The sequence below is a fragment of the Microbacterium sp. BLY genome (assembly GCF_017939615.1).
In the GTDB taxonomy this organism is placed as follows: Bacteria; Actinomycetota; Actinomycetes; order Actinomycetales; family Microbacteriaceae; genus Microbacterium.
Genome location: NZ_JAGKSR010000002.1, coordinates 51,220 through 64,569 on the forward strand (window position 1 = coordinate 51,220; position 13,350 = coordinate 64,569).

Sequence of the window (13,350 nt, forward strand, 5' to 3'; positions counted from 1 at the left end):
CCGCCTCGCCCCCGCGCCCTGCCGCTTCCTACCGTGAACACCACGCGCACCCCTTCCGCACCCGACACCCCGCCTTCCGAACCCGAGGAGTCCTCCCCATGAACCGCCGCCTCATCCGCACCGCCGCCGTCGCGGTCCCGCTCGTCCTCGCCGGCAGCCTCGCCGCCTGCGCCACCTCGCCGGCCCCGGGGAATACCCCGGCCGACGCGGGGGACCCGGTCGCCGGCGGCACGCTCACCTACCTCGAGCACCAGGCCTACACGAACCTCTACCCGCCGCAGGCCGGCTTCTACCCGAACGGCGGCATCGTCAACAACATCGCCGCCCGGCTCACCTGGCAGAACCCGGAGACGCTCGAGATCGAGCCCTGGGTCGCCGCCGAATGGACCGTGAACGACGACGCCACCGAGTACACGTTCGACCTCAATCCGGGCGTGACGTTCTCGGACGGCACGCCCGTCGATGCCGCCGCCGTGGCCAAGAACTTCGACACCTACGGCCTGGGTGACGCCGAGCGCGGGCTCACCGTCTCCGAGGCCATCAACAACTACGCCGGCAGCGAGGTCGTGGACGACGACACCGTCACGTTCCGCTTCAGCGCGCCGTCGCCCGGGTTCCTGCAGGCGACGTCGACCATCAACTCGGGCCTGCTGTCGCCGGAGACGCTGGACGGCACCATCGAGGACTTCGGCGCGGGCAACGCGGAGGCGATCATCGGCTCCGGTCCGTTCACCGTGACGGACGAGAAGCTCGGCACCGAGTACACCCTCACCGCCCGCGACGACTACGACTGGGGCCCGGACAGCGCCGAGAACGACGGCCGCCCCTACCTCGACGCCGTGCACGTGCTGGTCACACCCGAGGACTCCGTGCGCATCGGGTCGCTGCTCGCGGGCCAGGCCGACTACGTCCGCTACGTGCAGGCGTTCGACGAGGACCGCGTCGAGGGGGCCGGATTCACCCTCTACGCCCCGCAGACCCGCGGCGTGAACAACTCGATCGCGCTCCGCCCCGGCAACCCGCTGCTGGCGGACATCCGCGTGCGCCAGGCGATCATCGCCGCGGTCGACGCCCAGGAGGTGGTCGACACCCTGTTCACCGAGAACTACCCGGTCGCGACCTCGGTGCTCTCGTCGCAGGCGGTCGGCTACAAGGACGAGTCGGCGCACTACGCCCACGACCCGGAGAAGGCGGAGGCGCTGCTCGACGCGGCCGGCTGGGAGCCCGGCGCCGACGGCATCCGCGAGAAGGACGGCGAGCGGCTGTCGATCACGGTCTACGAGGCCAAGCCGCAGCCGCTGTCGAAGCAGACCCTGGAGCTCGTGGCGCAGCAGCTCGCGGCGGTCGGCGTGGAGCTCACCGTCAAGCCCGGCGATGCGGGCAGCTACGCGGAGGACACGCGTGATCCGCTGAAGACGGGGTTCTACCACTCGATGGTCGGGCGCGCCGACCTCGACGTGATCAAGAGCCAGTACTTCACGAAGAACCGCGACGTGCTGATCTCGCAGGACGCGACGCTCGACGAGCTGCTCCTCGCCGTCGCCTCCGAGCCGGACGCCGACAAGCGGGTGGCCGCGTCGCAGGCCGTGCAGGACTACATCGCAGAGCAGGCGTACGTGATCCCGCTCTTCGAGGAGCCGCAGGTGTACGGGGCGGCGGCGTACGTGCACGGGGTGGCCTTCGAGTCGGTCGGACGCCCCACGTTCTCCGGCGTGTGGCTCGCGGAGCACTGAGGATCACGGTGACCCCATGACCTTCGTCCTGCGCCGGGCCGGGCAGGCCGCGATCGTGCTGATCGCGGCCTTCACGGCCACGTTCTTCCTGCTGCAGCTGCTGCCGGGAGACGCGATCCTCATCAAGTTCTCCGATCCCAGCCTGGGGCTGTCGCCGGCCCAGCTCGACGACATCCGGGCCGCGTACGGCACCGACGTGCCGTGGGGGGAGCAGTACGTGCACGCCGGGCTCGGGTTCCTCGCCGGAGACTTCGGCTACTCGACCCAGTACGGCACCCCGGTGCGGACGATGCTCGCCGAGGCGCTGCCCGCCACGCTGCTGCTCGCGGCGCTCGGGCTGCTGGTCGCCGTGCTGCTGGCCGTGCTCATCGCGGCGCTCTCGACCCTCGCACCGTTCGCCTGGCTGCGGGACGGCCTGCGTCAGGTGCCGGGCCTGTTCGTCGCTGTGCCGGTGTTCTGGCTCGGGATCCTCCTCATCCAGGTGTTCTCGTTCGGGCTCGGCTGGGTGCCGATCGTCGGGGCCGACCCCGTCAGCGGGCTGATCCTGCCCGTCCTCACCCTCGCCGTGCCGATCTCGGCGCCGCTCGCGCAGGTCCTGGTCCGATCCATCGACCGGGTGCAGGCGCAGCCGTTCGTGACGGTGGTGCGGGCGAAAGGCGCGCCGCCGGCGTGGGTGCTGACGCGGTCCGTGGCGCGCAACGCCGCGGTTCCGACGCTCACCATCGCGGGCGTCCTGTTCGGCGAGCTCGTGGGCGGCGCGGTCGTCACCGAGACGGTCTTCGGGCGCACCGGCATCGGTCGTCTGACGGAACAGGCCGTCGCGAACCAGGACATCCCGGTGCTGCAGGGGGTGGTGCTGCTGTCGGCGCTGGGGTTCGTCGTCATCAGCTTCGCCGTCGACCTCGCCACACCCCTCATCGATCCGCGACAGCGTCGGTCGGCCCGTGCCGCCCGATCGCGGCCCGTCCGTCCCGCCGCCCAGGAGGTACCCGCATGACTGCTCCCGTGATCGCGGAGACGTCCGTCGAGACGCCCGGTGCGCCGCCCGCGCCGTCCGGGCCGGCACCCGGGCCCTCCTCCCGTCCGCGGCGGCGCTCGCGCGCCTGGGGCCTCTCCCTCGCGCTCGCGGTCGTCGGCGTGGCGGTGCTGTGGGCGGTGATCCCCGGGGTCTTCGCGCCCGGCGATCCGCTGACCGGTGTGCCCGCCGACAAGCTGCTGCCGCCGAGCGCCGCGCACTGGTTCGGGACCGACGCCCTCGGCCGCGACCTCTTCGGCCGGGTCGTGCACGGGGCCGTGCACTCGCTGTCGGGGGCGCTCATCGCCGTGACCGTCGGCCTCGCGCTCGGCACCCTCCTCGGAGCTGTCGCCGGCGCGACCGGCGGCGTCGTGGACGACGTGCTGATGCGCATCGTCGACGTGCTGCTGGCGATCCCCGGTCTGCTGCTGTCGCTGTCGGTCATCATCCTGCTCGGCTTCGGCACGGTGAACGCGGCGATCGCCGTGGGCCTCGGCAGTGTCGCGGCCTTCGCGCGGCTCATGCGGGCCGAGGTGGCACGGGTGCGCCGCACCGAATACGTCGAGGCGGCCTTCGGCAGCGGGGGCACCTTCGTCGCCGTGCTGCGCCGGCATGTGCTCCCGAACGCGCTCACCCCGATCATCGCGCTCGCCGCGCTGCAGTTCGGCACGGCCATCCTCGCCATCTCCACCCTCGGGTTCCTCGGCTACGGGGCCCCGCCGCCCACGCCCGAGTGGGGACTGCTGATCGCGGATGGGCGCAACTACATCGCGACCGCCTGGTGGCTCACGGCGCTGCCCGGCCTCGTCGTGGTCGCCGTGGTGCTCAGCGCCAACCGCATCAGCCACCGCCTCGGAAGGAACTCTCGATGACCGCGCGCACGTCCTCGCCCGTGGTGATCCCGATCAGCCACCGCCTCGGAAGGAGCACCCGATGACCGCGCCAACCTCCGTCCTCACCGCGACGGACCTGCGGGTCTCGTACGCCGGCCGCGAGGTCGTGCACGGCGTCTCCTTCACCATCGCCGAGGGGGAGACCCTGGCCCTCGTCGGCGAGTCGGGCTCCGGCAAGTCGACCACGGCGCACGCCCTCCTCGGGCTGCTGCCGGAGGGGGGACGGGTCGAGAGCGGTCGCGTCCGGCTCGGTGATCTCGACATCTCCGGATGGTCGGATCGGGCGCTCCGCGGCATCCGCGGGTCGGAGGTCGGGCTGGTCCCGCAGGATCCGACGACGTCGCTCGACCCGGTGCGCCCCGTCGGCGTGCAGGTCGCCGAGGTGCTGCGCCTGCACGGGCACCGCGACCGGCGGTCCCGTCGGGCCCGGGTGCTCGAGCTGCTGGACCGGGTCGGGCTGGACGACCCCGATCTGCGGGCGCGCCAGTATCCGCACGAGCTCTCCGGCGGCATGCGGCAGCGCGTGCTCATCGCGGCCGCGATCGCGCTCCGCCCCCGGCTGCTCATCGCCGACGAGCCCACCAGCGCTCTCGACGCCACCGTGCAGCGCCGGGTGCTCGATCTGCTGGACGAGCTGCAGCGCGAGGACGGCACGAGCATTTTGCTCGTCACCCACGACCTCGGCGTGGCCGCGGACCGCGCGGCACGGATCGCGGTCCTCAAGGACGGCCGGATCGTGGAGGAGGGGCCGAGCGCCCGGGTGCTCTCCGACCCGGCGGACCCGTACACGCGGCAGCTGCTCGCCGATGCGCCCGCGTTCACGACGGGCTTCCGCCGTCCGGACGCCCCGCCGTTCCTGCGGGACGCCGCGGCGGTGGCCGCCGAGAAGCCGTACGAGATCGTCGCCACGGGACTCGTGAAGGAGTTCCGGGTGGCCGGGCGTGAGCGCTTCCGGGCGGTCGACGACGTCTCCTTCCGGGTGCGGCGCGGGACGACCCATGCGCTGGTCGGCGAGTCCGGATCGGGCAAGTCCACGACCGCGCGCCTGGTCACCCGCTTCCTGCGTCCGGACGCCGGTGCCGTGGAGCTCGCGGGCGAGGACGCCACCGCTGTCGAGGGCGCCCGGCTCCGCGCGTTGCGCCGGCGGATCCAGCTCGTGTACCAGAACCCCTTCGCCTCCCTGGACCCGCGGCAGCGGATCGCCGACATCGTGGCCGAGCCGCTGCACAACTTCCGTATCGGTGGCCGGTCCGAGCGTCGGGATCGTGCGGTCGCCCTGCTCGAGCGCGTGGCGCTGCCCGCGGACGTCGCCCGTCGCACGCCCGGTGAGCTGTCCGGCGGGCAGCGGCAGCGGGTCGCGATCGCGCGGGCGCTCGCCGTCGATCCCGAGATCCTCGTGCTCGACGAGGCCGTGTCGGCGCTGGATGTGACGGTGCAGGCGCGCATCCTCGAACTGCTCACGGGGCTGCAGGCCGAACTCGGCCTCACCTACCTCTTCATCTCGCACGACCTCGCCGTGGTGCGCCGCATCAGCCACACCGTCTCGGTCATGCACCGCGGACGCGTCGTGGAGGACGGGCCGACCGAAGAGCTGTTCCACGACCCGCAGCACGAGAACACCCGGGAGCTGCTGGCCGCGGTCCCCGGCCGAACGGAGATCATCGCATGACCACGCCCACCGCCGCTCGTCCCACCGTCGCGTTCTTCACCCGGCTCCTCGACGACGCCTCCCCGGCGGACCGCTACCGCCTCGCGCTGGCGCAGATCCAGCACGCCGAGGTGCACGGCGTGGGGAGGGCCTGGGTGGCGCAGCACCACTTCCGGGCGGCGGAAGGCGGGCTGCCCTCGCCGCTCGTCTTCCTCGCGCACGCGGCGGCCCGCACGGCGCGGATCCGCCTCGGCACCGGGATCATCACCCTGCCTCTCGAAGACCCGGTCCGCGTGGCCGAGGACGCGGTGGTGGCCGATCTGCTCGCGGACGGGCGGATCGACCTCGGGCTCGGCAGCGGCGGCACCCCGTCATCCTTCGCGCCCTTCGGGGCGGACGTGCGCGACAAGGGGCCCACCTACGACCGCAAGCTCGGCGTCCTGCTGGACGCTCTCGCAGGCCGGGACATCGGGGCGGGGAACACGCTGTATCCCGATGCGGGGACGCTGGCCTCGCGCATCTGGCAGGCGACGTTCTCGGCACCCGGCGGTCATCGGGCGGGCATCCACGGTCACGGGCTGCTGCTGTCCCGCACGCAGCCTCGCCCCGCCGACCGCCTGCACGCGCCGCTGTCCGCGCTGCAGGACCCCGTCATCGACGCCTACCTCGACGCGCTGCCCGCCGGCGCGACGCCGCGCATCACCGCCTCCCGCACGGTGTTCGTGGCGGACGACCGCGCCGAGGCGCTCCGGTTCGCCGAGGTCGGGTTGCGGCGAGCGGCCGAGGGCTTCCGCCGGCAGGGTCAGACGATCCCCGGCGACGGCCTCGACGACCTCATCGCCGCGCTCGACACGCACGTCGGCACCCCCGACGAGGTCGTCGCCTCGCTCGCCGCCGACACGACCCTGCACCGTGCGACCGAAGTGGCGTTCCAGGTGCACTCGGTCGATGCGCCGCACGCCCACGTCCTGCGGTCGATCGAGCTGTTCGCGACGGAGGTCGCTCCGGCCCTCGGCTACGCGCTGACCCCGCACGACCCCGAGGACACCCGTACGTCCGCCACCACCCCCACCGTGAAGGAGAACGCATGACCGCCGACATCGTCGACCAGCTGACGGGGGTGACGCCGAAGCTGGATGCGCTGCGGCGCCGCCGTCCCGTGACCAGGGAGCAGCTCCAGGCGAGCTTCGATGCGCTGTTCCACCCGGTCTCCGCGGAGGACGTGTCGCTCGCGGAGCGCGCGCTCATCGCCGCGTTCGCGACCGCGCTCGCCGGTGCCGACGACCCGACGGCGGCGTTCTGCGCCGGGAGGGCCGGCGAGATCGACCCGGGGCGCGCCGCGATCGTCGCCCGGGAGGCCGGAGCCGCCGCGACCACGGGACCGTTCGGCGCCTACACCGAGCGCGGGCTGGAGGCCGAGAGCACCGACGGGACCCGCTACCTTCCGGACGAGGCGGCGTCGACGGCCCTGGGGGAGCGCCTCGCGGCCGCTCTCGCACACACGCACCTGCTGGTGTTCCGCCCCCGCGAGGCATCCGGCGCCGACCTCGGTCGCCTGCACGACGCCGGCTGGTCGACGGACGGCATCGTGACACTGTCGCAGCTCGTGTCGTTCCTCGCCTTTCAGCAGCGGGTGGTCACCGGCCTGCGGGTGCTCCAGGACGCCGGACTCACCAGCAGTACCACCACCACGGACACCGCCACCACCACCACGGACACCGCCACCACCATAACCACGGACACAACCACCACCACAACCACCGACGAGGAAGCCGCATGACCGCCGCCGACACCGTGCTCCGCCACGACGACGCCCCCTATCCGGACGCCTTCACCCGCGCGGAGGTCGGCTGGACGCCGCACCTCGCGCCGCTGGCGGAGGAGGATCTCACCCCGCGGCACCTCGAGGGCCTCGTCGACGCCGCCCGCGCGAAGAACGAGTATTTCCGGCTGCTCGCCCGCGACCCGGAGGTGCTCCGCGCCCGCACCCTCGTCGACAAGGACATCTTCTACAACACCGCGGAGGGGCTGCCCCGCGCGGAGCGGGAGCTCGCGGCCACCGCCGCCTCCCGCCGCAACGGCTGCGTGTTCTGCGCGTCGGTGCACTCCCGGTTCGCGGCGCACCACGGCAAGCGGCCGGAGGACGTCGACGCGCTCCTCGCCGAGGGCGTGGACGCGGACCTCGGGGAGCGCTGGAACGCGATCGTCGCCGCCGCGGTCGCGCTGACCGACACGCCTCGCGCGTTCGGTCCCGCGCACATCGCGCGCCTCCGTGCGGCCGGACTGGACGACCTCGAGATCGCGGACGTCGTGCACGGCGCGGCCTTCTTCAACTGGGCGAACCGGCTGATGCTCTCGCTCGGCCGCCCCGTCGCTCCCGCCTGACCGACAGGGAGGTCGTCATCGGATGCGCTACGGTCGCATCATGACAAGCCGTCTGCGGCGCCGAAGCCTCCCTGTCGTCGGCTTCGTCGCTGCGGCCGTCATGCTCGTCGGGTGCGCGCCGAGCATCGAGAACCTCGTGCGGGTGAGCCTCGCGGATTCCATCGAAGACGCGCAGGACGACATGTGGGAGCACCGCGGCAAGATCGTCACGGACCCGGAAACGACCATCGCCGAACTCTCCCTCGCCTCCGACCTCCGGGACGGAACCGACGAGCTCGACGGCAACCCCCTCAAGCTCCTCGACCTCGACAAGAGGGGCGACGGCACCACCCTGACACTCCTCGCATTCGGTGGCGCGCAGACGGGCGGTGGCTGGTGGTACGAGCAGCGTCAGGGGGCGGTGTGCTTCACCCTGACCTTTCCGCGAGGCGAAGAGATCGTGGAGACCGGCCCCGCGGACTGCCCGGACATCCCGGAACTGGACGGCATCGAGGACATCGTCCCGCTCGAAGACCTCGACGTCAGACTCACCGCCACCAAGGCCGACTACCCCGACTCGGTGTGCCAGTGCTACAGCGGCAGTGAGTGCGACTGCCCCGGAGGGTAGGCGCTCGGGTCGGAGCCCGTCGCGGCCGCGACTCCGCTCCGGTGCCACCCTGATCCCTCAGGGGACGAGAATGATCTTCCCCGTGGCCCCGCCGGTCTCCATGAGTTCGTGGGCCCGTGCCGCCTCGGCGAGGGGCAGCTCCGGGCCGAGCTCGATGGTGAAGTCGCCCGCGGCCAGGAGGTCCACGGTCTTCTGCAGCGCCTCGGCGCGCCACTCCAGCTCCTGCGGCGTGAGCGGCTCGGGGGACCCGCCGGAGAACGCCCGGATGCCGAAGTCGGCGGCGTCGGGACCGCGGACGATGGTCGCGATGCGGTCGCGGTCGGCGACCAGGGCGACGGAGGTCTCGATCGCCTCGTCGGTGCCCGCGCAGTCCAGGGCGACCGTCACGGGGGAGGGGGCCGCCGCGCGGACGCGGTCGAGCAGGCCGTCGCCGTAGGCCACGGGGATCGCACCGAGCTCGCGGAGCTGATCGTGCCGGGCGGGGCTCGCGGTGGCGATCACGGTCGCGCCCCAGGCGACCGCGAACTGCACGGCGGCCTGACCGACCGCGCCGGAGCCCGCGTGCACGAGGAGCACGTCGTCGGCCGTCACGGCGAGCGAGCGGAGGGACTGATACGCGGTACCGGCCGGGATGCCGATCGCCGCGCCCTCGGCCGCGGTGACCGCGTCCGGCAGCTTCACGAGCTTGTCGGCCTCGACCGCGCGCGCGGAGGCGTAGGTTCCGAGCGTGTCGCGGATCGCGACGCGGTCGCCGACCTCGAACCCGTCCACGCCCTCGCCCAGCACCTCGATCACCCCGGCGCCGTCGAATCCGACCGGACGCGGCTCGGTGATCGGCGCGGACGGGCGCTTGCCGCTGCGGAGCTTCGCGTCGATGGGGTTGGCGCCGGCCGCCTCGATGCGCACCAGCGCCTCGCCGCGGACGGGCACGGGGTCGGGCACCTCCATGAGGTGGAGGACAGCGGGGGATCCGAACTCGGTGTAGACGATCGCGCGGGCCATGCCCTCAGGCTACCCGGCGGGGGTCACTTCCCTGCGAGCGCCTTGGTGATCCGCTGCGGCGACACCGGCTGCGCGGTGCCGAGGCGCTGGGCGAAGACGCTGACCCGGTACTCCTCCAGCAGCCAGCGCACCTCGACGATCGCGGGGGAAGCGTCGGGCGCGAGGGGGATCGTGCCCCCGGCGTCCGCGAACAGCACCGCCATCCGCTCGAACTCGGTCATCCGCGCGCGGTCCTTGCCCGGCTCGTTCGCGAGGGTCTTCAGCCGGTCGATCATGCCGTCGAGGTAGCGGGGGAAGTGGGCGAGCCGGTCGACTCCCGCCGCCGCGACGAATCCGGGGTGCAGCAGCCCGGAGAGCTGGGTGCGGATGTCGTTGAGCGGGCCGAGCAGCGCCAGCGAGTTCTGCGCCTTGATGCCCCGCTCCACCTCCCGCGCCTTCGTGAGGATGCGGGCGACGAGCGAGACGCAGGCGAAGAGATCGTCGACGAGCACGGCCGAGACGGCGTCGCGCACCCGGGCGAACTCGGCCTCGGTGCGCACGACGCCGCGGTCGCGGCCGTCGGCACCTCCGGTCGCGGCATCGATGACGCGGCGGGCGACGGCGGCCCGGCAGTCCTCGATGAGCGCGGCCGCCGACGGGTACGGCGAGGCGGCGAGCGCGAGCTTCTCCTGGCTGGTGAGGTGCTGCTGCACGTACGAGGACGGCGACGGCACCGCGAGCAGGACGAGACGCAGCACGCCGTCGCGTGTGGCGGCGGCTGCGGCGTCGGGGGTCGCCTCGACCCGCACCGACACGCTCTTGCCGGCATCGATGATCGCCGGATACCCGCGGACGACGCCGCCGGCGACCTTCGTGTCGATGACCGCCGGGAGGTCGCCGAACGTCCACCCCGTCAGGCCGGTCTGCTCGACGGGCGCGGCGGCCACGCGCTCCGCGCCGCGCGGTCCCGGTGCCTCCGCGCGCCCGGGGCGGGCGATGGAGCGGGCGACGCTGGTGCGCGCCCGGTCGGAGAGCTCGGCCTGCAGCGCCCGGAGATCGCGCCCGGACCCGACGACGCGTCCGCGCTCGTCCACGGCGCGGAAGTTCATGCGCAGGTGCGCCGGCACCCGGTCGTCGTCGAAGTCGGCGGCCGTGACCACCTGGTTCGCGAGCGGCTGCACGAGCCGTGCGAGCGCCTCCTTGAGGGTGCGCGGGGGGAGGCCGCCGTGCGCCTCCGGTCCCTCGTCGGCCAGCGCCGCGCCGAACTTCTCGGCCCAGTCGGCGGCGGGGACGACGTGGCGCCGGATGGCCTTGGGCAGCGCACGCAGCAGCCCGGTGACGAGCTCGGCACGGAGCCCCGGCACCTGCCAGTCGAAACCGCGGTCCTCGATCTGGGCGAGCAGCGGCAGCGGGACCACGACGCTCACGCCGTCGTCGGGGGCACCCGGCTCGAACCGGTACGCGAGGCCGAGCAGCTGGTCGCCCTGGGTCCACCGGGTCGGGAACTCGCGCTGGTCGGCGCGGTCCTCGTCGTCGATGAGGTCGCTCTCGCGCATCACGAGCAGCTTCGGCGTCGCGGTCAGCGCCTCGCGCCACCACTTCTCGAACGAGCGCACGTCGAAAACGTCGGCGGGGATGCGCTCGTCGTAGAAGCGGAAGACGGCCTCGTCGCCGGCCAGGATGTCGCGGCGCCGCTCGCGCTCCTCGAGCTTCTCCAGGCGGCGGCGGAGCTCGGCGTTGCTGCGCCAGAACGCGCTGACCCGCTTGTCGATGCGGGACGGGTCCCATTCGCCCTCGACGAGCGCATGACGCACGAAGAGCTCGCGCGAGGCGGCCCGGTCGATGCGGGCGAACTGCACCCGGCGGCGCGGGATGATCTCGACCCCGAACAGGGTGACCTTCTCGAACGCCACGGCGGCGCCGGCGTCCTTGGACCAGTGCGGCTCGGTGACCTGCCGCTTCGCGAGGTCGCCGGCGAGGGGTTCGGCCCAGGCCGGGTCGATGGCGGCGACCGTGCGAGCGAATGTGCGGGAGGTCTCCACGATCTCGGCGGCCATGACCGCCCGGGGGCTCTTCTTGCGCAGGCCCGATCCCGGGAAGATCGAGAAGCGGATGCCGCGCGCGCCTCGGTACTCGGTGATCCGGCGGCGGGCGTCCTTCGCGGGGGCGTGGTTCTTGCCCGCGGGGGCGGTGCGCTCGTCGAGGACGCCGATCTGCGACAGCAGTCCGGACAGCAGCGCGCGGTGGATGGCGTCCGGGTCCGCCGCGCCGCCCGGCTCCGCGCCCCGGTCGTTGGTCTTCACGAGCGTCCGCAGCTGGCGGTGCACGTCGAACCACTCGCGGACGCGGACGTAGTTGAGGTGCTCGCTGCGGCACAGCCGGCGGAACGCGCTGGAGCCCAGTTCGCGCTGCTGCTCGCGTAGGTGGTTCCAGAGATTCAGGAGGGTGAGGAAGTCGCTCGTCGGGTCGACGAAGCGCGCGTGTAGCCGGTCGGCCTCCTCGCGGCGCTCCTCGGGTCGCTCCCGCACGTCCTGGATCGACAGCCCCGCGACGATGGCGAGCACGTCCCGCAGCACCGCCTGGGTCCCTGAGCCCCGCTGGGTCCCTGAGCCTGTCGAAGGGCCCGACCCCCGCTGGGTCCCTGAGCCTGTCGAAGGGCTCGCCTCGATGAGCATCCGCGCGAACCGCGGGTCCATCGGCATCCGGGCGATGTCGCGCCCGATGCGGGTGAGCCGGGGGCTGTCATCCGGCCCCTGCGCGGATCGGAGGGCGCCGAGTTCGGTGAGCAGGTCGAACGCGGCCTTCACGCCTCGGGAGTCGGGTGGGGTGAGGAAGGGGAACGCCGTGATGTCGCCGAAGCCGAGCGCGAGCATCTGCAGGATGACGGAGGCGAGCGAGGTGCGCAGGATCTCGGGTTCGGTGAACTCGGGACGCCGTGCGTAGTCCTCCTCGGAGTACAGGCGGATGGCGATGCCGTCACTCGTACGGCCGGCGCGCCCGGAGCGCTGATTCGCCGAGGCCTGGGAGATGGCCTCGATGGGCAGCCGCTGCACCTTCGAGCGGTTGCTGTACCGGGAGATGCGCGCGGTGCCGGTGTCGATGACGTATTTGATGCCGGGCACCGTGAGGCTCGTCTCGGCCACGTTCGTCGCGAGCACGACCCGGCGACGGACGCCGGCCACGGTGCTGCGCTCGAACACCCGGTGCTGCTCCGCGGCGGAGAGCCGGCCGAACAGGGGGAGGACCTCGGTGGGCGAACGGTCCTTCGCGTAGGCGGCGCGCACGGCGTCGGCCGCGTCGCGGATCTCCGCCTCACCCGGCAGGAACACGAGCACATCGCCGGGCGCTTCGCGGTCGAGTTCGCGGAGCGCCGTGACGATCGCGCTCACCTCGTCCTCCGGGTCGCCGGAGGCGGCATCCTCCTCCGTCCCCTCCTCGACGAGGGGCCGGTAGCGGATCTCGACGGGGTAGGTGCGCCCGGAGACCTCGATGACGGGCGCGGGAGTGCCGTCCGCCGTGGCGAAGTGCCGTGCGAAGCTCTCGGGGTCGATCGTGGCGGAGGTGATGATCACCTTCAGATCGGGGCGTTCCGGGAGGATGCGGGCGAGGTAGCCGAGCAGGAAGTCGACGTTGAGGGAGCGCTCGTGCGCCTCGTCGATGATGATCGTGTCGTAGCGCGTCAGCAGACGATCGCGGTGGATCTCGTTGAGGAGGATCCCGTCGGTCATCAGCGCGATGCGGGTCGCGTCGGAGACCTTGTCGGTGAAGCGCACCTTGTAGCCGACGAGCGTGCCGAGCTCGACCTGCAGCTCCTCGGCGACGCGCTCGGCGATCGTGCGGGCGGCCAGTCGCCGCGGCTGGGTGTGGGCGATGCGCTCGCGGCCCAGCTCCAGGGCGATCTTGGGCAGCTGCGTGGTCTTCCCCGACCCGGTCGCCCCGGCGACGATCACGACCTGGTGGTCGCGGACGGCGTCGGCGATCTCGTCCCGGGCGGCGCTGACGGGCAGCTCCGGGGGATAGGAGATCACGGGGGAGGACATAGCCCTCCATCGTATGCCGGGATGCGTGCGGAGGCCGCCGTGATCGAC

General features: G+C 72.9%; 10 protein-coding genes. 8 read left to right on the forward strand and 2 right to left on the reverse strand.

Annotated features, from left to right (window positions below):
* The first annotated feature begins 98 nt into the window (after window positions 1-98).
* The 8 genes from KAF39_RS14810 (at window position 99) to KAF39_RS14845 (ending at window position 8,281) form a co-directional block, all read left to right on the forward strand.
* The gene (locus KAF39_RS14810; RefSeq protein ID WP_210678150.1) at window positions 99-1,733 is read left to right on the forward strand and encodes a TIGR04028 family ABC transporter substrate-binding protein; all 1,635 of its coding nucleotides are present in this window, start codon (window positions 99-101) and stop codon (window positions 1,731-1,733) included.
* A 16-nt stretch (window positions 1,734-1,749) separates the two neighbouring features.
* Window positions 1,750-2,730: an ABC transporter permease gene (locus KAF39_RS14815; protein WP_210678151.1), complete on the forward strand. Its 981-nt coding sequence runs from the start codon at window positions 1,750-1,752 to the stop codon at window positions 2,728-2,730.
* The gene (locus tag KAF39_RS14820; RefSeq protein ID WP_210678153.1) at window positions 2,727-3,620 is read left to right on the forward strand and encodes an ABC transporter permease; all 894 of its coding nucleotides are present in this window, start codon (window positions 2,727-2,729) and stop codon (window positions 3,618-3,620) included. Before KAF39_RS14815 ends, KAF39_RS14820 begins: the two co-directional genes overlap by 4 nt.
* A 61-nt stretch (window positions 3,621-3,681) precedes the next feature.
* On the forward strand, window positions 3,682-5,310 hold the full coding sequence (locus tag KAF39_RS14825) for an ABC transporter ATP-binding protein (protein ID WP_210678155.1): 1,629 nt from the start codon (window positions 3,682-3,684) through the stop codon (window positions 5,308-5,310).
* On the forward strand, window positions 5,307-6,380 hold the full coding sequence (locus tag KAF39_RS14830; RefSeq protein ID WP_210678157.1) for a putative FMN-dependent luciferase-like monooxygenase: 1,074 nt from the start codon (window positions 5,307-5,309) through the stop codon (window positions 6,378-6,380). Before KAF39_RS14825 ends, KAF39_RS14830 begins: the two co-directional genes overlap by 4 nt.
* On the forward strand, window positions 6,377-7,069 hold the full coding sequence (locus KAF39_RS14835; RefSeq protein WP_210678159.1) for a CMD domain protein: 693 nt from the start codon (window positions 6,377-6,379) through the stop codon (window positions 7,067-7,069). Before KAF39_RS14830 ends, KAF39_RS14835 begins: the two co-directional genes overlap by 4 nt.
* Window positions 7,066-7,674, forward strand: a complete 609-nt coding sequence (locus KAF39_RS14840; protein ID WP_210678161.1) for an alkylhydroperoxidase domain protein — start codon at window positions 7,066-7,068, stop codon at window positions 7,672-7,674. The genes KAF39_RS14835 and KAF39_RS14840 overlap by 4 nt, the downstream gene beginning before the upstream one ends.
* Window positions 7,675-7,714: 40 nt before the next feature.
* On the forward strand, window positions 7,715-8,281 hold the full coding sequence (locus KAF39_RS14845; protein WP_210678163.1) for a hypothetical protein: 567 nt from the start codon (window positions 7,715-7,717) through the stop codon (window positions 8,279-8,281).
* A gap of 57 nt (window positions 8,282-8,338) precedes the next feature.
* Here the strand turns inward: KAF39_RS14845 and KAF39_RS14850 are convergent, their stop codons facing one another.
* Entirely contained in the window at window positions 8,339-9,283 is a 945-nt protein-coding gene (locus KAF39_RS14850; protein WP_210678164.1) for an NADP-dependent oxidoreductase, read from the reverse strand.
* Between the two features lie 23 nt (window positions 9,284-9,306).
* Window positions 9,307-13,302, reverse strand: a complete 3,996-nt coding sequence (gene hrpA / locus KAF39_RS14855) for an ATP-dependent RNA helicase HrpA (protein ID WP_210678166.1) — start codon at window positions 13,300-13,302, stop codon at window positions 9,307-9,309.
* Between the last annotated feature and the right edge of the window lie 48 nt (window positions 13,303-13,350).